We start from the raw sequence: 19827 nt of genomic DNA, 5'->3' as shown, positions 1-19827 counted from the left end.
GTTCATGCCTTATGTATTAGGCTTTTTCCATCGTGATGCCTTTTTGTTCAACAACGTCGCGAACAGCGCGGCGGTCAAATGTGAGGCGTGAGCCATCGCCGGCTTTGACGATTACTTTTTCTTCGTCGATTGAATCAACGATGCCGTGCATACCGCCAATCGTTACGATTTTGTCGCCTTTTGAAAGACTGTCCTGCATTTCACGCACTTTCTTCTGCTGTTTCTGCTGAGGACGGATCAATAAAAAGTAAAAGATCGCAAACATTAAGATTAACGGACCAACCGTAGTTAATAATTCCATATTTTTCACCCCTTTCAAGTGTTAGAAGTTTTTAGCATTCGGCTTGTTAAACCCATATTGTTCAAAGAATTCATCTCTGAAATCGCCTAATCGGTCTTCACGGATTGCCTGTCTGACCTGCTCCATTAATTTTAACAGAAAATGAAGGTTATGGTAAGAAGTTAATCGGATCCCGAAAGTCTCGTCACACTTCATTAGATGACGGATGTAAGCGCGGCTGTAATTGCGGCAAGTGTAGCAGTCGCAATTCTCATCAATCGGACCGAAATCACGTGCATACTTAGCATTTTTTACAACTAAACGCCCGCTGCTTGTCATCAAGGTGCCATTGCGCGCAATTCGTGTCGGCAGTACGCAGTCAAACATATCAATTCCTCTGATAGCTCCGTCAATTAAAGAATCCGGAGAGCCGACGCCCATCAGATAACGAGGTTTATTGGAAGGAAGCAATGGAGTTGTCGATTCAAGCACACGATTCATAATGTCTTTTGGTTCTCCAACGGAAAGACCGCCGACAGCATAGCCAGGGAAATCCATTGAAACTAAATCTCTGGCACTTTGCTTTCTTAATTCTTCGTATTCTCCGCCCTGTACAATTCCAAATAACCCTTGATCTTGAGGACGCTCATGAGCGTTCAGGCAGCGCTCTGCCCATCTGCTTGTCCGCTCCACTGATTTTTTCATATAGTCATATTCAGCAGGGAACGGCGGACATTCATCAAATGCCATCATAATATCAGAACCGAGAGCATTTTGAATCTGCATCGCTTTTTCCGGGGACAAAAATAATTTATCGCCGTTCAGATGATTTCTGAAATGCACGCCTTCTTCTTCTATTTTGCGGAACTCGCTCAAACTGAAGACCTGAAAGCCGCCTGAATCCGTTAAAATCGCGCGGTCCCAGTTCATGAATTTGTGCAGTCCCCCCGCTTCCTTTACGATTTCATGACCGGGACGCAGCCATAAATGATACGTATTGCTTAAGATGATGCCTGCACCCATCTGCACGAGTTCTTCCGGGGACATTGTCTTTACAGTAGCCAACGTTCCTACGGGCATAAACACAGGCGTTTCAAATGACCCATGAGGTGTATGAACACGGCCGAGTCTTGCACCGGTTTGTTTACAGGTTTTAATTAATTCATAACGTATTGGTGATGACACCTTTTTTCCTCCTTCAAGGCTGTTTTTCTTTAGATGATAAGCATGGCATCGCCAAAGCTGAAGAATCGGTATTTTTCTTTGACTGCCGTTTCATAGGCATTCATGACATGCTCTCTTGTTGCCAGGGCACTTACAAGCATGATCAAAGATGATTTAGGCAAGTGGAAGTTTGTTACCATTCCATCAATTGCACGGAATTCATAGCCGGGATAAATAAAGATGTTTGTCCATCCGCTGTCCTCAATGAATGTTCCATTATTTTTTGAAGCGATGGTTTCAAGAGTGCGTGTTGAAGTAGTCCCAACCGAAATAATCCGTCCGCCATCAGCGCGTACTTGATTAAGCAGCTGGGCTGTTCCTGCACTCATTTGATAAAATTCAGCATGCATCTCATGTTCTTCAACTACATCAGCGTTTACCGGCCGGAAAGTTCCAAGACCAACGTGCAGAGTGATAAAGACAATATGAACACCCTTATCTTTCAATTGATTTAAGATCTGCTCTGTAAAATGCAGTCCAGCAGTCGGGGCTGCAGCTGACCCTCTCTCTCTGGAGAAGACAGTCTGGTACCGCTCCTGGTCATCCAGCTGCTCTTTAATATATGGAGGAAGCGGCATTTTCCCCAAAGAATCTAATGCTTCATAAAAAATTCCTTCATACTTGAACTCAAGCAATCTCCCGCCGTGTTCAGACTCCCCTGTGCAGACAGCATGCAGAATGCCGTCTCCAAATACAAGCTCCGTTCCGATTTTCACACGTTTTGCCGGTTTCGCGAGGACTTCCCAGACATCTCCCTGCTCTTGCTTAAGCAACAGCAGTTCAATTTTAGCCCCTGTGTCTTTTTTCTCCCCAATTAAACGGGCAGGCAGAACACGGGTATTATTCAGTACGAGACAGTCACCTTCATGAAAATAATCAATGATGGATCTGAATTGTTCATGCTGAATTGTGCCAGTCTCTTTATTAAGGACCATCAGTTTAGAAGCATCCCTTTCTAAAAGCGGCACTTGTGCAATTAGTTCCTCAGGCAAGTTAAAATCAAATAAATCTACTTTCATTATTTTTCACCTTTTCTATTATTTAAACCGTCCGAAAACATTAAACAAGATCGTAAGCAAAATACTGATTACAATGGATGTAACGATCGGAAAATAAAACGTTGTGCTGCCTTTTTTAAAAACAAAATCACCAGGCAGCCTTCCTATGAGCTGCATGAATAATCCTGCAAAAAAAAGAACGGCGCCCATCATCATCAGGATTTTGGGGAATTGGGTCATTTTTCTGGAGCCTCCATTTGAAAGTGATGGTAAACTGCTTCCGTTACCATTCTACCCCTTGGAGTGCGTTGTATAAAACCGATTTGCAAAAGATACGGTTCATATACATCTTCAATCGTATGTGATTCTTCTCCAATTGTTGCTGAAATCGTATCAATTCCGACTGGACCGCCTTTATACTTTTCAATGATCCCCATTAATAGCTTATGATCGATATGATCGAGGCCCAATCTGTCGACCTGGAGCTTTTCCAATGCTTCATTAGCAAGGCTTCCCGATACTGACGGCTCGCCAAGAACCTGGGCAAAGTCCCTTACCCGTCTTAATAGCCTGTTCGCTATTCGAGGGGTACCCCTTGATCTTCTTGCAAGTTCCAGCGAAGCTTCTTTTTCCATGCCAATCCCTAATATATCCCCTGTCCGTTCAACAATGAGAGACAGCTGCTCTTCATTATAATATTCCAGCCTGCTGAGAACTCCAAACCGGTCTCTAAGCGGTGCTGTAAGCAAGCCGACGCGCGTGGTAGCCCCTATAAGCGTAAACGGCGGCAGATCGAGGCGGACAGAACGGGCAGATGGACCCTTTCCAATCACAATGTCCAGACAGAAATCCTCCATCGCCGGATACAGTACTTCTTCAATTGAGCGCTGCAGACGATGGATTTCATCAATAAATAATACATCACCGGGCTCAAGAGCTGTTAAAATGGCAGCCAGGTCTCCCGGCCTTTCAATAGCCGGTCCTGATGTTGTGCGGATATTTACGCCCATTTCGTTTGCAATAATCGTTGCAAGCGTTGTTTTCCCAAGACCCGGAGGACCGTATAAAAGGACGTGATCCAGTGTTTCGCTTCTGAGTTTAGCGGCTTCAATAAAGACTTTCAAGTTTTCTTTTACTTTATCCTGTCCAATATACTGAGATAAAGTCTGAGGTCTTAAACTTAGCTCGATTGCACCTTCATCTAAGTCCGCTTCACTTGATACAAGACGTTCATCCATGTCTTTTCACCTTACTTTAATAGCTTTTGCAAAGCTTTTTTCACATACTGATCTGTTGATAGCTCTTCTTCCCTAAGAGACGGAATAACTTTATTAATTTCGCGTTCAGCATATCCAAGCACCTTTAGAGCTTCAAGTGCCTCATTCAGGGCTTTTGAAGCTGTTTCTTTTTGTTCATGCTCCTCATGCGTAAACAAATCCGGGGCAAGCTCGCCTGCTACATCGGCAAGCTTTCCTTTCAGATCAAGAATAATCTGTCTCGCAGTCTTCTTCCCTACACCAGGAAACTTAACAAGAAACTTCTCGTCCTCATTTTCAATCGCACCGACTACTTGCGAAGGATTTCCTGAAGCAAGTATGGCAAGCGCTCCTTTTGGCCCGATTCCTGTAACGTTCAGGAGCTTCATAAATAATGCTTTTTCTTCTCTTGTATGAAAACCATATAAGGCGAGGATATCTTCTCTGACATGCTGATATGTATAAATCGTCACTTCTGAAGATCGATTGCGCTGAAAGCTGAATGGATTTGGAGTGTGCACCTGATAACCGATTCCGCCATGGTCAATGACAATATATTCCGGAGTAACAAAATCAATATAGCCTTTTATAAATTCAATCAAAACGTTAGTCACCTCTTTACAACTGTACCTCATTGTATCATAATTTTTTCTTTTGCCTGTAGTATTAATCATTAAAAAAGCCGTCTTCTTATGGATTGTTATTTTTCTGACGCAATTAAATGGGACAGTCAGCTAAAAAAGCGCTGCAATCTTAGTTATGGAGCAGCAATTCTCCTGTTTAAATGCTTCAGATGCAGCAAAGACAAGCACCCCTTAATCACTATCCAGCATTCAGTAATAATCCTAAAAAATATGATCCTTTTATACACAAAAAAAGCCAGCGCTTTTGCACTAGCTTTCTTTATTTCATATCTGCCGGTGATGAATAGGCTTTATATGACTGAATGACCTTTAAGTACTGATCTTTTGATTCTATGCGTATTCCCTGCCTTAATTCATCATGCTTTCGTGTTTCAAGTTTTTTAACATCAATTTGAAAGAATGACTGAATAATTTCCGAAGCATCATCAGGCTTTCCATTAAAAATAGAAAAGACACCTTCTGATGAAATGCCGAAATACCCGTTAGCTTTTAGTAAAGGGGAGATATCATCCACTTCTTTTTGAAAAATAACCTGATGATCGTCCTGATCAATTAATTGCCAATCCTCATATTTCGCCCAAAAATCTTCCATTGCCAGAATGGTTTCCGTTTTCACTTCTTCACTGATTTCACCATCCAAATAGATTCGTTCGAGCACTACCGTGACAGTCAGCGGACCGCTTACCTCATAGACTTTATTTTCCGTTTCTGCTGCATTCTCTGATGCACTTGATTCTTTCTGCTCGAAAGAAGGAATAATGAAAAATAATGTGACTATGACGCAGGCAAAGGCAACAATCAGTAAACGATGAGACGAAGACGACATCATCACATACACCCCATATCATGAGCTATTTACCATAAAGGCAAGTATTCGTCATTTCTAGTGTGACCAAAATTAGAAATATTAACCTTTCTATTTAGATAATAAAAAAGGGGCATCTATATACAGATACCCCTTTTATTATTTATCTTGCTTGCTGAAAGGGCTCTTTCATGACATTGCCCATATCATCAAAAAGATCTCTAATATCTTTATTAATTGTATTTTTCGGCTGTCCTGTTTCAATATTGTCATTAATCGTTCTGACGCGGGTAAATGTGCCTTCATCAGTGACAACTTTAATATCTTTGCCTTCAGCTGCAGGACGTACTGCATTCAAAACGGCATTTTTAACGTCTTTATCGTTTTTATCATCTGTATCAATGGCAACAAGCACCTGATCTCCATTTACAACCGTGCGGACATCATCGACATCTTTGACATCTGCCGCTTTTTCAGAAACATTTTTAGCAATGGCTTCATCTTGGTCATTATAAAAATTGACTTGCTTCACCTGACCATGATAATTTTCATCATTTCTGCTGAAACGGTTGTCTTTTTCAATCATGCCGTCTTCATTTGAAAGCGGGGCAGTTGGATTGTCCATTCTACCATTATGAAAAGCGGTATCACGATCATTTACTTTTGTGAAGTAATTATCATTCATGTCGCCTTCCATCATTTCTGTCAAAGGTCCATCATTATCCACGTTATCTACGCCATCGTTGTTATTATTCCTGTGTTCATCTGAATAATAACCGATAGGTCTTGTTGAATCATCATATCTCGTGTCAAGTGCGCCTTCATTATTGTTGCAGCCTGCAAGTCCAGTCGCAGCTATAGCAATTGCAGCAAATGCAGTAACTTTATGCCTCAATATTAAAACCCCCCTGATTTTCCTGTAGCGAGCAAATTCGCTCTTGTATAGGTTGCTCGCTTTAGAGAAGCAATAATCTGTTAGTTAACGGTAAGTCCTTTAAATAATGGAGACGATTTGTGTTATAGGGTGATTATGGAATTGGGGAAAAATAAATGAAGAATCTGTTTCAAATTTTCACATGGGGATCTTTTATTGTGCATGTATGGCCCGCCAATGGCCTGTTTTGCGGCTTGCTTTTTTTGCCGGAAAACACATATTGGTTTGATGAGAGACCTTTTTAAAAGCTTATTCGCTAAACGATTTTTCGCGTATGATTCCTCTATTTCTTGAAAGAGCATGAAGTGTGGAATCAAAGCAACTGTACCCGCACACGAAATATAAAAAAAAAGAGACGAACAATATGTTTCGTCTCTCACATCTATCTATATTAATCGTCGTCGTCATCATCTTCAAATCTTGGCATTCCAAATTGACCATCCTCGCCGAATTGTCCAGGCATTCCGCCGAACTGGCCGCCCTGAACAAACTGTCCCGGGATTCCGCCAAATTGACCGCCCTGAACAAACTGCCCTGGCATTCCGCCAAATTGACCCTGGCCAAACTGTCTCGGCATTCCGCCAAATTGGCCGCCTTGACCAAATTGTCCAGGCATTCCGCCGAACTGGCCGCCCTGACCGAATTGTCCAGGCATTCCGCCGAATTGACCGCCCTGACCAAATTGTCCCGGCATCCCTCCATAACCTTGCTGAGGTCCGCCGCAGCCGCAATCTTCTTTATCCATTGCAGGGCTTACTTGCGGAGGCATATTGTTCATCATCCCTTGATCCCAAGCACCTGCTACACCCTGCGGCATATTAGGACCGCCGCTGAACGCTCCTTGAACTTGAGGCGGAAATCCGAATCCCGGACCCGGCATCGGCGGAGACATCGGATAGCAGCCCGGCGGATATCCTCCTGGACCGCCAAATCCTGGACCTCCAAATCCCGGACCTCCGAATCCCGGACCCCCGAATCCCGGACCTCCAAAACCTGGGCTTCCGAATCCCGGGCCTCCAAACCCTTGCTGACCAAACGGCATTTGCATTTGCTGCTGTGGCATATATGCTCCCATTACGTCATCATCGTCATCATCATCATCAAATTGCATTTGCTGCGGCATTCCCATGCCAGCTCCCTGCTGAAACGGCATGCCATAGGGCTGCATTTGAGGACCCCCAAATCCTGGTCCGCCAAATCCTGGTCCGCCGAATCCCGGACCCCCGAATCCCGGCCCGCCAAACCCCGGTCCTGGCATTACGGGTGAAACTGGATAACAGTCATCCCCGCCCGGAAAGCCTGGACTTCCAGGTGCCTGATCCTGGGCTCCTGCGACTGCACCAGGATTCTGATACGGTGCACCGCCCTGGCCGCCAGGAAATCCTTGTGGACCCTGACCGCCCTGATAAGCCCCCATTACTCCTTGCTGCGGCATGTTCGGCTTATTTTCCATATCCTTTGCGGCCTCCTCTTTAGTAGCAGGTGAAACTGATTTTGGCTTTTCAGCCGGTTTTTGAACTGGTTTTTCGGCTGGTTTCATCATCTCAGGCAGAACATTTGACGGCTTTGGCGGAAGCTGCGGCTGCGGTGCCTGCGGCATCATGCCCATATTCAGCATGTAGTAGTTATTGATATCTAGCTCCGGATATGCTGGCTGTTTAATGTTCGGCACTGGAGGAACATATGGCACCGAGGGCTTTTCTTTTGGAACTTCCTTCGGTTTGGTATCTGTGACATCCATCACTTGTTTCGGTTTTTCTTTTGCAAAAGGATGCTCGGATTTCGGCATTTCCTTTTTTCCTGAAAAGTTAACCTTTGTTTCATTTTTAACAGGTACTCCGCCGCTTGGAACCTTTATTTTCATTCCAGGCATGATTAAGTCAGGGTTGCTTAGCTGAGAGTTCATCTTTTTCAGTTCTTCAAAATCTACCCCATATTTTTTGGCAATTTTCCAAAGCGTATCGCCTTTTTGAACAATGTGGATTTTCAACCTTTCCCCCTCCTATGCTTGAAACTTTATCGCATATGATTAGCAGGCAATTATGCCATTCTTCTTCATCACAACTTATGCTTAAGAAGACAAATATATGTTTCTCGGCCAATAAAAAAACTGACAAACTTAAGATGAAGGCAGCTATTGACTGCACTTAGTTCATCTTATTTTGTCAGTTCCATTTTATACGTGTTCAAGCATTCGCTCTAAAGCGAGAACGGCATGTTCAGCTGTTTCTGGATCAACTTTAATTTGATTGATGATTTTACCTTCATTTATTCCTTCAAGTGACCACAATAAATGCGGAAGATCGATTCTGTTCATCGTTAAACATGGACACATAAACGGATTCAGCGAAACAATTTCCTTATCAGGATGCCGGTCAATAATCCTTTTCACAAGATTCATTTCTGTTCCAATCGCCCATTTGCTTCCGGCAGGAGATGCTTCAATCGTGTCGATGATATATTTTGTTGAACCTGCCAGATCACTTGCAGCAACTACTTCCCTGCTGCATTCCGGATGTACGATGATTTTCATATCAGGCTTTTCAATGCGCAAATCTTCGATATTTTTCACCGTGAATTTTTCATGGACGGAACAATGTCCTTTCCATAAAATCACGATAACGTCCTCTGGATTCCCATCATACTCAAGTTCGTTTGTCAGCGGATTCCAAATCGCCATCTTATCAAGCGGAACGCCTAAGTTATAAGCCGTATTTCTGCCTAAGTGCTGATCCGGCAAAAATAGAATCCGCTGTTTTTGGTTAAGAGACCAGCGCAGCATTTTTTCTGCATTTGAGGAAGTGACTGTTGCTCCGCCATTTTTCCCGACAAAGGCTTTAATTGCTGCTGTTGAATTCACATAGGTCAATGGCAGAATGGTATCCCCATACATTTTCTGAAGCTTTGTCCATGCCCGCTCAGTCTGATCAATATCCGCCATGTCAGCCATTGAGCATCCCGCTCTCATATCAGGCAGCAAAACAGTTTGCCCTTCACTAGTCAGCATGTCTGCTGTTTCAGCCATAAAATGCACACCGCAAAAAACGATGTATTCTGCCTCTTTGTTTTCTGCAGCTGCCTGTGCAAGCTGCAGGGAATCCCCCGTAATATCTGCAAACTGAATAACCTCATCCTTTTGATAGTGATGACCGGGTATCAGCAGCCTGCGGCCAAACTTTTCTTTAATCTGTTTCACTCTTTCGATCATTTCCACTTCTGAGAGTTCTTTATAATGAGGAGGCATTTTTTCATTTGTTTCAAATTGAAGCATATCCAGTACATTCATTGTAAGTTCCTCCTTATTCTGCATTCATGCTTAAATCAAGGGATTTGGCGGAATGAGTCAGCATTCCAAGTGAAATATAGTCCACTCCGGTGCCGCCGTATTCAGCCAGGTTTTGAAGGGTAATACCCCCGGAAGCTTCTGTAATGATTGACGGAGGTGTCAGATCGGCAAACGCTTTTACTTCTTCAGGGCTCCGGTTATCAAACATAATGATGTCCGCCTTTGCTTCAATGGCTTCTAGGAGCTGTTCCTCAGATTCGATTTCAACTTCTACTTTTATCATATGTCCTGCATGCGCCCTGACTTGTTTTACAGCTTCAAAAATAGACCCGCTGCTTGCAATATGATTATCTTTAAGCATGATTCCGTCATACAAGCCAAATCTATGATTGTATCCGCCGCCGCACCGAACAGCATATTTTTCAATCATTCTCAGGCCTGGTGTCGTTTTCCGGGTATCAGTAATCTTCGTATGAGCAGAATTCAGGCCAATCACTGCCTGGTTTGTCAGAGTGGCAATTCCGCTCATTCTTTGAAGCAGGTTAAGGATGACTCGTTCTCCAGTAAGAAGGGAACCTATTGGACCTTCAATAACAGCTGCTTGTTCACCCTTATTTATTTGTTCTCCATCTTGTTTCAGAAGTTTAACCGATATATTGCGATCAAGAATTTCATATCCGATCCTGATTACATCCGCACCCGCAAAAGTCCCGTTTTCCTTGGCTGTAATCACAGCTTTTCCCCGCTGGGCTTTTGAAAAAATATACGAGCTTGTAGCGTCATGATCGCCGATATCTTCAATAAAGAAAGCTTCTAATTGTTTTTTTAGTTTAAGTAAATTCAATTTCCATCACCTCTGAATCATTCTTTAACTCTGTATCATATTTAGAAAGAAGAATTTGTTTTTTCAGCCATAGCCGGTCTTCTTTATAAGGATAATCTGTTCTAAAATGGCCGCCCCTGCTTTCTGTTCTTCTCAGTGCCGAAGCCACAATAAGCCAGCCTGCTGTCATCATATTCATTTTTTCATATTCTTCATTTGTGAAGTTATTCACATTGATATCCCAAAAAGAGATTGGCAATAAAAATTTTTCAAACCAGCATTTTGCACTAGAAAGTCCTTCTTCAGAACGCTCAATGGCAGCAAAGTTTGTCATCATCCACTTTATCTCTTCTTTGGAAGGGAAAATGATATCCTGCTTCGTGCCAGTTCTGGTTTTCGCCGACTCAGCAGCCTCTGCAAATGCATCTTGAGAAGAATTTAAGATATGCATGCCTAGACGGCTGCCAAAAACAAGGCCTTCAAGCAATGAATTACTTGCCAGTCTATTTGCACCGTGAACACCTGTGCATGCAGCTTCCCCAACCGCAAATAATCTGCTGACAGACGTTTTGCCATCTATATCTGTTTTGATGCCGCCCATAAGAAAATGCATCCCGGGGGCTACTGGAATCAAGCCTTCCTCCAGATTGACACCATGTTTTTTACACATGGCTGAAATCGTTGGAAAGCGGCTTTCAAATGCACTGATGGATGAGATGTTAAGGAACACGCGATGGCCTTTTTTCATCTGTGAAAAAATCGTTCTTGCTACGATGTCCCTTGGAGCAAGATCTTCAAACTCATGGATCCCTTCCATAACTCGAATTCCACACTCATTTTGAAGGAAGGCTCCTTCTCCTCTTACTGCCTCAGATATAAGCCCTACACATTCACCATTTATCAGAAGCATCGTCGGATGAAATTGAGTAAATTCCATATCTGTGAGGACAGCACCTGCTCGAAATGCCATTGCAAGTCCGTCACCTGATGTAACAAGTGAATTGGAAGTATGTTTGTACAGGCTGCCGCAGCCGCCCGTTGCGAGAATGGTATGTCCTGCAAAATACTGCTTAATGTCACCATGTGCATTCCGTGTAACTGCTCCTCTGCAAATTCCATCAATGATAATAAGGTCAAGCGCCATTTCATCTTCTATGATTTCTGTGTTTTCATTAAGCTGCGATAATAAAAATTGAATGACAGCTTTTCCTGTGGCATCTCCGCCTGCATGGAGAATTCTGCTGAATTTGTGTGCTCCTTCTTGACCAAGCAGTATATGACCATGTAAATCCCGGTCAAACTGAAATCCATCTTTTATAAGACCAAGAACTGCTTTTGCCCCTTGCTTTACAAGCAATTCAGCTGCAAAAGCATCATTGTGATGAGATCCTGCTATCATCGTATCTTCGTAATGATCCTTCCAGCTGTCATATTTGTCCACAGCTGCTGCAATGCCGCCTTGGGCAAGCATAGAATTGCTCTCGTATTTAGTTGATTTAGTAAGGATGGTGACTTTTCTTGAAGATTGAAGCTGATAGGCTGCAGATAGAGCTGCAATGCCGCTTCCGATAATGACTGCATCCGTTTGAGGCACAAAATAACCCCCTATTCTTTACAAGTGTCTTGACACCTATATTTACATAAAACTAAAATAATGACAAGAGATTTTTTTGAACCATGAAAGGAGACTCAAATTTGATCTATTTAGATTACGCGGCTGCAACACCCATCAGTGATGAAGCCCTCCATGTATTTGCCGAGGCATCAAAAAAGGCGTTCGCAAACAGCAATAGTCTGCATGATGAAGGAGATGCCGCCAGAACGTTATTAGAAGCTTGCCGCGGACAGATAGCAAACCTGATTGGCGGTCAAGCCTCTGGAGTTAGCTTCACAAGCGGAGGCAGTGAATCGAATGTTCTTGCCATTGAAACACTCTTAAAAAATTCTCCTGATCATAAAAATCATATAATTGCGTCTGCACTGGAACATTCTTCTAGCTATAATTATTTACAGACTCTTAAGCAAAAAGGCTTTGAGGTAACATTTTTATTGCCGGATAAACATGGTAAACTACCTGTAGAAGCAATAAGAGATGCCTTAACAGAACAAACCGCCGTTGTTTCCATTCAGCACGCAAATTCTGAAATAGGCTGCATCCAAAATCTAGAGAAAATCGGTTATTTTTTAAACGAAATGCCTGTTTATTTTCACAGTGATTGTGTTCAGTCGTTTGGAAAGATCCCCATTAAAGCGGATGCGTGGAAAGTGGATGCGATTTCTGTCTCAAGTCATAAGGTGTATGGACCAAAAGGAGTCGGCGGTCTCTATTTGAATCCGCGCAAACACCTTATACCTGCTGTTTCGGGCGGCACTCATGAAAATGGATTTAGAGCAGGCACGGTGAATGTACCGGGGATTGCAGCATTTACTTATGCTGCCGCGTCAGCTTGTTCTGTCATGCAATCAGAATTCAGCAGACTGGAATCGCTGAAGGAGAGATTATCAGCAAAGCTCAGCGACTATCACGAATATATCCATATTATCAATAAAGATCTGGATGATCAGCTCCCATCTATTATCGGCCTTGTGATTCGAGGGATCGAGGGACAATATATGCTCCTTGAAGCCAACCGGAGAGGAGTGGCCATTTCAACAGGCACAGCCTGCCAAATAGGCATGCAGACTCCCTCAAAGACGCTGATGGCTATCGGGTTGACCAGCGATGAAGCTCTGCAGTACATCCGGATTTCAACTGGTAAACATACGAAGGCCGAAGATCTTGATAAAATGGCTGATATCATAAAAAAAGCAATTAGCGAGAGGTATATGGAAAGAAGGGAAAGACTGCATGAACGAAGGTAAAATTCCTGGAACGAAAAGAAGAGAATTAATCCTGAATTGGCTGAAAGAAACGAAAGTTCCAATGAAAGGCAGCGACATGGCAAAGAGGACTAATGTCAGCAGGCAAGTCATTGTTCAGGACATTTCTTTGTTAAAAGCACAAAATGAACCGATCCTTGCAACGAGCCAAGGCTATGTTTATATGAAACAGGAAAATGAAGAACTGCCTGCCTTTAAGCGCATTATCGCAAGCAGCCACAAACCCGAAGCAACGGCTGAAGAACTGAATATCATTGTTGATTATGGGGTAACCGTGAAAGATGTGATTATTGAACATCCTGTATACGGAGAATTGACAGCTTCCATTATGGTAAGCAACCGCATGGAAGTCCGTGATTTCATTGAGAAAATTGAGGGTACAAAGGCAGCTTATTTATCCCAGCTCACTGAAGGATTGCACTTGCATACATTAGTAGCGGACCGCAGGGAAAAATTAGATGAAGTATGTGCTGCTTTGAAGACGGGGGGGTTTCTTGTTGACGAAGAAGATTAAACTAGGTAAAAACCGGCTTGCATTTTTGCAAGCCGGTTTATTTTTCAGATAGAATAAGCGCTGTATGTACCAAGATTCCGGACACTGCAGCCCAGAGCCTCAAGTTCTGCCATCGCACCCGGAATCAGGACATCGTCCATTTTCATATCAATGTCGATTATAAAAAAGTAGTTTCCAAGACCTGTTTTCATTGGCCTGGATTCGATTTTTGACAAATTCAGCTTTCTCCATGAAAAAGCAGAAAGGACTTGGTGAAGAGCACCCGACTGATCCGAAGGCAAGGTAATCATGAGAGTTGTCCTGTCTGTGATCTTATTCAATTTGGTCTTGATATATGTATGCTGGTTTGGGTGCAGCACAGCAAATCGGGTATGATTATGGGCATAATCATGGATATTCTTGCGGACAATTTTAAGATTATATTCTTCAGCTGCCAGTTCATTTGCGACAACCGCGATATTTTCTTCAGGATGCTCCTGAATGTATTTTGCAGCAGCACCTGTAGATGTCGCGTACTCATACTTCGCTTTAGGAAGCTGTTGATGAAGAAATTTATGACATTGGGCAATGGCATGGGAATGAGAGTATACTCTTTCTGCATCTTCCCAAGAATCTTCCCTTGATGGGTGAACCATCAAGTGCTGCTGAATCGGCGCCACAATTTCTCCAATGATAGAAAGCGGCTGTTCATGAACGAGGTAGTCGATTGTTAAGTTAACAGAACCCTCTAACGCATTTTCAAGCGGGACAACAGCTAAGTCAATTCTCCCCTCAGCTGCTGCATCCATGCATTGCGGGATGGTCAAAAATGGAACATGCCCGTCATGATCTTCGAAAAACTTTGTGACGGCAAGATGTGTAAATGTAGCTGCCGGTCCTAAATAACCAACTTTATATGACATAAGAAATCCTCTCCCCTAAGCTCCAGATCCTAATATCTCTACTTTCTCAACAAATTCAAGTCGCTTCAGCCTGGCCATGACGCTATTGATATCTTCTTTCATCCCATTTGTATTTAAAGACAGCGTTACATTTGCGCGTCCCTGCAGCGGAATCGTCTGATGGATTGTCAGGACATTGCAGCCTGCTGTGGCTACAACTGCGAGAAGCTGTGATAAAGTGCCTGATCTGTCTTCGAGATGAAAAAAGAGCGTGATAATGCGCTCGTTTACCATTGTATGGAATGGAAATACAGCATCACGGTATTTATAATAAGCGCTTCGGCTCATATCCACGCGCTGAACAGCCTCTGCAACAGAGTCTGCTTTTTTTCGTTCAATCAATTTTTTGACCTCAAGCGTTTTTCTCATCGCCTCAGGCAGAATGTCTTCCCGTACTAAAAAAAAGGTTTCTTCCTTCATGACCTGCTCCTTTTCTCTATCTGCCTGTGAAAAAAGAAGAGCGGATTAAGGCTCTTCTTCTTTAGGCTACTCAACAAATTCAAATTCAAATTCAAGCAATCGCACGATATCTCCGTCTTTTGCTCCTCTTTGACGAAGCGCTTCGTCGACTCCCATTCCGCGCAGCTGTCTTGAGAATCGTCTGATTGACTCTTCGCGCAGGAAGTTTGTCATTTTGAAGAGATACTCCACTTTCTCTCCAGATACGACAAATGTTCCGTCACTGTCACGGGTAATTTCAAATTCTGCTGCTTCTTTATCGAATTTATAAAGAACACGGTGATTGGAAAGATCCTCTTCCTCATAAAGCGGGAATTCCGGTGTCTTTTCAATTGTGTTCATGATTTCAAATAAAAGTTCGCGGACGCCCTCACGGGTAATAGCAGAAACAGGGAAGATCGGAAGGTCATCTTCAAGCTTTTCTTTAAAAGCAGCAAGGTTTTCTTCTGATTCCGGCATGTCCATTTTATTTGCAACGATAATTTGCGGTCTTTCTGTCAGACGCAAATTGTATTCTTTAAGCTCAGCATTGATAGTCAGATAATCTTCATAAGGATCACGGCCCTCGCCGCTTGACATATCAATCACATGAACGATGACTCGGGTTCTCTCAATGTGGCGCAGGAATTGATGGCCAAGTCCCACTCCTTCATGTGCACCTTCAATTAATCCAGGCAAATCCGCCATAACGAAGCTCCTGCCATCTCCTGTTTCAACTACACCCAGGTTCGGCACAAGCGTTGTAAAATGGTATTCGGCAATTTTCGGTTTTGCAGAGCTTACCACAGAAAGCAGCGTTGATTTTCCAACACTCGGGAAACCGACTAAACCAACATCTGCAAGAAGCTTAAGCTCCATAATGATGTTCCGTTCCTGTCCGGGCTCTCCATTTTCAGAAAGCTCAGGAGCAGGATTGGCAGGTGTGGCAAAACGGCTGTTTCCGCGTCCTCCGCGTCCGCCTTTTGCAATAACAGCCTGCTGTCCGTGCTCAGTCAGGTCAGCAATAACCGTCCTTGTTTCTTCTTCCATAACGACTGTTCCCGGCGGAACTTTAACAATCATCGGCGTTGCATTTCTGCCATGCTGATTTTTCGACATGCCGTGCTGTCCGCGGTCTGCTTTGAAATGACGCTGATAGCGGAAATCCATTAATGTGCGCAGGCCCTCTTCCACTTCAAAAATAACGTCAGCGCCTTTACCGCCGTCGCCTCCTGCAGGTCCGCCCTTAGGAACATATTTCTCGCGGCGGAACGCAACAAGCCCGTTTCCTCCGTCGCCGCCTTTTACATATATTTTCACCTGATCTATAAACATGGTAATCCTCCGCTCCAAGCCAATTATACGACTGCAACCGTAATGGTCAATTCGTCCGGGGAAAGCTCATAATGCTTTACAGACACCTGATTCTCTTCATTTGATTTCAGCCAATTTAATAACAGTGCTTTCTCTGTTATTATGCCATTAAAATCAAAAAAGAATCGAACTTGTCCCTGATTGGCTTCTGTTTCTATTGTGATGCTTAAGTGATTCTCATTGCACTTGTCAACGGAATCGTCTAGAATCTGAAAGAATTGCCCGCACCATGCAGCAACCTTCACATCGTATTCCGATAAGTCATAAATGGAACCAAGGACTTCATACTCCAGAGAATAGTGATGCCTTTTCCAATTGAACGTCATTAAGAGGCTTGCAAATGAAAGCATTTTTAAATTGCAGAGCTTTGATTCGCTTTGTGCTTCGATGACGATTTCTTCAATAATCTGCTGTACGCGATCGTGTCTATTTAATGATAAGTTTCCTTTGATTAATTGCAGTTTATTCATCCAATCGTGACGTGAATGACTTAACACGTCAACAATATTCCACTCTTCATTTGTTTTTTTCATGTCGGCACTCCTACTCCCTTTTTCTCTATTCTTTTCTCTAGGAGCTTTAAGACTTGGAAACTGAATGTCGTACTAAATTATAACAAACTATCCGGGGGAAAATAAGTGCAATTTGAAAAAAGCAAGAGGAAATCAATGGTATGGGGAGGTTTTCTTTCTAAAAGTGACTGTTTTCTTAAGATTTCTGTTTTGTATTCATCATTCCGCTACCAGGTGATTTTACACTTGGAGCTCAAGACAGAAATAAAAAAAAAGAAAAACTCTAACCAGAGGCTAGAGTTTTCCTAAAAGAAATTATGCTTCTTGTGCTACAGGATATACGCTAACTTTTTTACGGTCACGTCCGAAACGCTCGAAACGTACAACTCCGTCCACTTTCGCGAAAAGAGTGTCGTCACCGCCGCGGCCAACGTTTTCACCTGGGTAAATTTTCGTTCCGCGTTGACGGAAAAGGATAGAACCACCGCTTACGAATTCGCCATCCGCACTTTTAGCGCCAAGACGCTTAGAGATTGAATCACGACCGTTCTTAGTAGAACCTACTCCTTTTTTAGAAGCGAAGAACTGAAGATCTAAACTTAAAAACATTCTAGTCCACCTCCTGCTGATTGTTATTTATCGTAATTTTTATGAAATGTCCATAGTTCAATTCAATTGACTGCAGCGATACGAGCATGCCTTCAAGCAGAAGCTGAGCCTGTTCGCCCGCTTTTTGCTCTAGATCATGAGGCAGCTGAAACGAAAGAAATCCTCCGTCTCCTCCCTGTTCAACAATCGGCGTTATGCCTGTTAACTTATGTATCGCATTAACAGCGCCAAATGTGACGGCAGATGCTCCGGCACAGACAATATCCTTTCCATGTACATCGAAATCGGCATGTCCAGATAATGTAAAGGATTCAATTAATCCGCTGCTTGAGCGGTTAATGACTGCTTTGATCATCTTAAATGGCCTTAAGCGTTGATTGCGTCAATAACAAGTTTCGTGTATGGTTGACGATGACCTTGTTTTTTGCGGTAGTTTTTCTTAGCTTTGTATTTGAATACAGTGATCTTTTTAGCGCGGCCTTGTTTTTCAACTTTCGCTGTAACAGTCGCTCCATCAACGATCGGGCTACCAACTTTCACGTCATCTCCGCCAATGAATAAAACTCTGTCAAAAGTAACAGTGTCGCCTTGTTCACCAGCAAGCTTTTCAACGTAGATCGCTTGACCAGCTTCTACCTTGATTTGTTTTCCACCAGTTTCAATAATTGCGTACATTCCTATGCACCTCCTAATTAGACTCAGACTCGCCAGCAGACAGGTGATCCGGAGCAATCCGAAAAACTTTATACCTGCATCTGTGCGGTTGTAGCACGGGTGCTACAATCAATAACATAACAATACTATCAAAATAGGCTCCTGTATGTCAATTATATTTTATCTTTATTTTTCAAAAGCCGCAGAATCATTTCACGATTTCCCAGCTGCACAATTTTATACTGATCGGTCCATTCTTTCTTTTCCGTCAAAAAGATCTCAAAGTGCAGCGCCTTTTCAAGTCGTTTAAGATGTTCATCCTTTATCCCTCTTAATACTTCAGCAGCATGGATAGGCAGTTCAATTAAGGCAGCCTCATGCTCCATGTACTGCAGCTCCCACAGTTCACGCTCAATTTTAAAAGCGATTGTTTCAGGAGAGAGCACTTGCCCTGTGCCCGTGCAGACCGGGCAAGGATCCGTGAGGAGAGATGGAAGATCAGGACGCACTCGTTTACGGGTCATTTGAAAAATATTCATTTGAGTAAAACCAAGCATTTGTGTTTGAACTCTGTCCTGCTTCGCTTCCCTCTGCATTTCGCGCAAAATCGCCTGCCTGTCCTCCTGCCTGGGCATATCAATGAAATCAATGATGATCATTCCGCTTAAGTTGCGGAGCCTGATCTGTCTTGCCGCTTCTCTTGCCGCTTCTAAATTCGTCTTCATTACCGTATCCTGCAGAGAAGATTTGCCTGAGAATTTCCCTGTATTTACATCAATAGCGGTTAATGCTTCTGTCTGATCGATCACAAGATAGGCTCCATTTTTCAGCCAAACCATCCGTTTAAGCGCTTTTTCTATTTCCTGTTCAATCTTGTATGCGTCAAAAACAGGCTGCTTTGATTGGTGAAACACAACTTCCAGGGTCTCATACCTGCTTTTTAATTCCAGGGCAAGATCACTGTCATCGCTTACGATCTGGTGCAGCGTATCCGGATCAATTTCCCGCAGGATTCTGTCAAAGAACGGCGTTCCTTCAGTTAAAAGAGCAGGAGCCTTCGGATTTCCATGCAGCAGAGCCTCATATTTTTTCTTCAAATATCGATATTCGTTATGTAAAGTTTCTTCTGCTTGTCCGCTTGCTGCAGTCCGGAAAACAAGTCCTTCATTCTCTTCGCAAAAATGAGTTCCAATGGACCTGAGCCGCTCCCTTTCAGATGGCTCCTCTATTTTTTTTGAAACAGCCGTATAGCCAGAAGTCGGCATATATACAAGATATTGTCCTCCAAATTCAAGGTTTCCGGTCAGTTTTGGCCCTTTATGTTCAGTTGCTTCTTTTGCCACTTGAACCAAAAGCTGCTGTCCTTCATTCAGCTTGGCTGATTTCAAATCAGGGGGAAGATCATTAACTGAAAGGTATCCGTTCTTTTCTAAGCCGATATCGACGAAAGCAGCCTGCATGCCTTTAAGAACATTTAAAACACGGCCCGCATATATGCTGCCGGCCGTTTCCTTTATATGATGGATGTGAATTTCCTGAACTAGATTTTCTTCAATCAGTGCACAGCGATTTTGACTGCCTTTTGCATTTAGAACTAACTTACGCAAGGATCATCCTCTTTTCTGTAGATGTCTTTCTCATATTTACTCATTTTA

At 43.1% G+C, this 19827-nt stretch carries 21 protein-coding genes, 1 pseudogene and 1 other annotated feature; of the genes and pseudogenes, 2 read left to right on the top strand and 20 right to left on the bottom strand.

What is annotated here, in order from left to right:
• Positions 1-16 precede the first annotated feature (16 nt).
• From yajC to nadB, 12 genes and pseudogenes are all read right to left on the bottom strand, one after another.
• Positions 17-301, bottom strand: a complete 285-nt coding sequence (gene yajC, locus ABEQ24_RS19625) for a preprotein translocase subunit YajC (protein WP_430008372.1) — start codon at positions 299-301, stop codon at positions 17-19.
• Between the two features lie 21 nt (positions 302-322).
• Complete coding sequence (tgt, locus tag ABEQ24_RS19620; protein ID WP_070879764.1) at positions 323-1465, bottom strand: tRNA guanosine(34) transglycosylase Tgt; 1143 nt, start codon at positions 1463-1465, stop codon at positions 323-325.
• A 29-nt stretch (positions 1466-1494) separates the two neighbouring features.
• Positions 1495-2523: a tRNA preQ1(34) S-adenosylmethionine ribosyltransferase-isomerase QueA gene (queA, locus tag ABEQ24_RS19615; protein WP_430008371.1), complete on the bottom strand. Its 1029-nt coding sequence runs from the start codon at positions 2521-2523 to the stop codon at positions 1495-1497.
• A gap of 18 nt (positions 2524-2541) precedes the next feature.
• On the bottom strand, positions 2542-2742 hold the full coding sequence (locus ABEQ24_RS19610) for a DUF2905 domain-containing protein (protein WP_070879762.1): 201 nt from the start codon (positions 2740-2742) through the stop codon (positions 2542-2544).
• Entirely contained in the window at positions 2739-3740 is a 1002-nt protein-coding gene (gene ruvB / locus ABEQ24_RS19605; protein WP_430008370.1) for a Holliday junction branch migration DNA helicase RuvB, read from the bottom strand. The genes ABEQ24_RS19610 and ruvB overlap by 4 nt, the downstream gene beginning before the upstream one ends.
• An 11-nt stretch (positions 3741-3751) precedes the next feature.
• Entirely contained in the window at positions 3752-4360 is a 609-nt protein-coding gene (ruvA, locus tag ABEQ24_RS19600) for a Holliday junction branch migration protein RuvA (protein WP_430008369.1), read from the bottom strand.
• 301 nt (positions 4361-4661) lie between these two features.
• Positions 4662-5231, bottom strand: coding sequence for a BofC C-terminal domain-containing protein (locus ABEQ24_RS19595; RefSeq protein WP_430008368.1), 570 nt, complete (start codon positions 5229-5231; stop codon positions 4662-4664).
• 139 nt (positions 5232-5370) lie between these two features.
• Positions 5371-6102, bottom strand: a complete 732-nt coding sequence (locus tag ABEQ24_RS19590) for a YhcN/YlaJ family sporulation lipoprotein (RefSeq protein ID WP_430008367.1) — start codon at positions 6100-6102, stop codon at positions 5371-5373.
• Positions 6103-7984: 1882 nt separating this feature from the next.
• Positions 7985-8131, bottom strand: a pseudogene (gene safA, locus ABEQ24_RS19585) (SafA/ExsA family spore coat assembly protein); the annotation flags it as partial.
• A gap of 186 nt (positions 8132-8317) precedes the next feature.
• Positions 8318-9427: a quinolinate synthase NadA gene (gene nadA, locus ABEQ24_RS19580; RefSeq protein WP_430008366.1), complete on the bottom strand. Its 1110-nt coding sequence runs from the start codon at positions 9425-9427 to the stop codon at positions 8318-8320.
• 13 nt (positions 9428-9440) lie between these two features.
• On the bottom strand, positions 9441-10271 hold the full coding sequence (gene nadC / locus ABEQ24_RS19575; RefSeq protein WP_430008365.1) for a carboxylating nicotinate-nucleotide diphosphorylase: 831 nt from the start codon (positions 10269-10271) through the stop codon (positions 9441-9443).
• A complete protein-coding gene (nadB, locus tag ABEQ24_RS19570) occupies positions 10258-11844 on the bottom strand; it encodes an L-aspartate oxidase (protein WP_430008364.1) in 1587 nt (528 codons plus the stop codon). Before nadB ends, nadC begins: the two co-directional genes overlap by 14 nt.
• A gap of 83 nt (positions 11845-11927) precedes the next feature.
• On the opposite strand from nadB, the gene ABEQ24_RS19565 reads away from it, so the two are divergent.
• Together ABEQ24_RS19565 and ABEQ24_RS19560 are read left to right on the top strand one after the other, a co-directional pair.
• Positions 11928-13112, top strand: coding sequence for an IscS subfamily cysteine desulfurase (locus tag ABEQ24_RS19565; RefSeq protein WP_430008363.1), 1185 nt, complete (start codon positions 11928-11930; stop codon positions 13110-13112).
• Positions 13099-13644 carry a transcription repressor NadR gene (locus ABEQ24_RS19560; protein ID WP_430008362.1) on the top strand — a complete coding sequence of 182 codons (546 nt, stop codon included), beginning with the start codon at positions 13099-13101 and terminating at the stop codon, positions 13642-13644. Before ABEQ24_RS19565 ends, ABEQ24_RS19560 begins: the two co-directional genes overlap by 14 nt.
• Before the next feature lie 44 nt (positions 13645-13688).
• Here the strand turns inward: ABEQ24_RS19560 and pheA are convergent, their stop codons facing one another.
• The 8 genes from pheA to ABEQ24_RS19520 all read right to left on the bottom strand — a co-directional run bounded on the left by pheA (position 13689) and on the right by ABEQ24_RS19520 (position 19779).
• Positions 13689-14546 carry a prephenate dehydratase gene (gene pheA, locus ABEQ24_RS19555; RefSeq protein ID WP_430008361.1) on the bottom strand — a complete coding sequence of 286 codons (858 nt, stop codon included), beginning with the start codon at positions 14544-14546 and terminating at the stop codon, positions 13689-13691.
• Positions 14547-14561: 15 nt separating this feature from the next.
• A complete protein-coding gene (locus ABEQ24_RS19550) occupies positions 14562-15005 on the bottom strand; it encodes an ACT domain-containing protein (RefSeq protein ID WP_430008360.1) in 444 nt (147 codons plus the stop codon).
• A gap of 66 nt (positions 15006-15071) precedes the next feature.
• The gene (obgE, locus tag ABEQ24_RS19545; RefSeq protein ID WP_430008359.1) at positions 15072-16358 is read right to left on the bottom strand and encodes a GTPase ObgE; all 1287 of its coding nucleotides are present in this window, start codon (positions 16356-16358) and stop codon (positions 15072-15074) included.
• Between the two features lie 23 nt (positions 16359-16381).
• Positions 16382-16930, bottom strand: a complete 549-nt coding sequence (locus ABEQ24_RS19540) for a Spo0B C-terminal domain-containing protein (RefSeq protein ID WP_430008358.1) — start codon at positions 16928-16930, stop codon at positions 16382-16384.
• A 294-nt stretch (positions 16931-17224) separates the two neighbouring features.
• Positions 17225-17518 carry a 50S ribosomal protein L27 gene (gene rpmA / locus ABEQ24_RS19535; protein ID WP_070879464.1) on the bottom strand — a complete coding sequence of 98 codons (294 nt, stop codon included), beginning with the start codon at positions 17516-17518 and terminating at the stop codon, positions 17225-17227.
• 1 nt (position 17519) lies between these two features.
• Positions 17520-17873: a ribosomal-processing cysteine protease Prp gene (locus ABEQ24_RS19530; RefSeq protein WP_430008357.1), complete on the bottom strand. Its 354-nt coding sequence runs from the start codon at positions 17871-17873 to the stop codon at positions 17520-17522.
• A gap of 11 nt (positions 17874-17884) precedes the next feature.
• Positions 17885-18193, bottom strand: a complete 309-nt coding sequence (gene rplU, locus ABEQ24_RS19525) for a 50S ribosomal protein L21 (RefSeq protein ID WP_070879462.1) — start codon at positions 18191-18193, stop codon at positions 17885-17887.
• 15 nt (positions 18194-18208) lie between these two features.
• Positions 18209-18293: a sequence feature (ribosomal protein L21 leader region), on the bottom strand.
• 52 nt (positions 18294-18345) lie between these two features.
• Complete coding sequence (locus ABEQ24_RS19520) at positions 18346-19779, bottom strand: Rne/Rng family ribonuclease (protein ID WP_430008356.1); 1434 nt, start codon at positions 19777-19779, stop codon at positions 18346-18348.
• Positions 19780-19827: the final 48 nt, after the last annotated feature.

It is taken from the genome of Metabacillus idriensis (genome assembly GCF_050483325.1).
Classification (GTDB): Bacteria; Bacillota; Bacilli; order Bacillales; family Bacillaceae; genus Bacillus_P; species Bacillus_P idriensis_A.
Note: the sequence above shows the minus strand (reverse complement) of the source record. Positions and strands in the feature narration are given on the sequence as shown.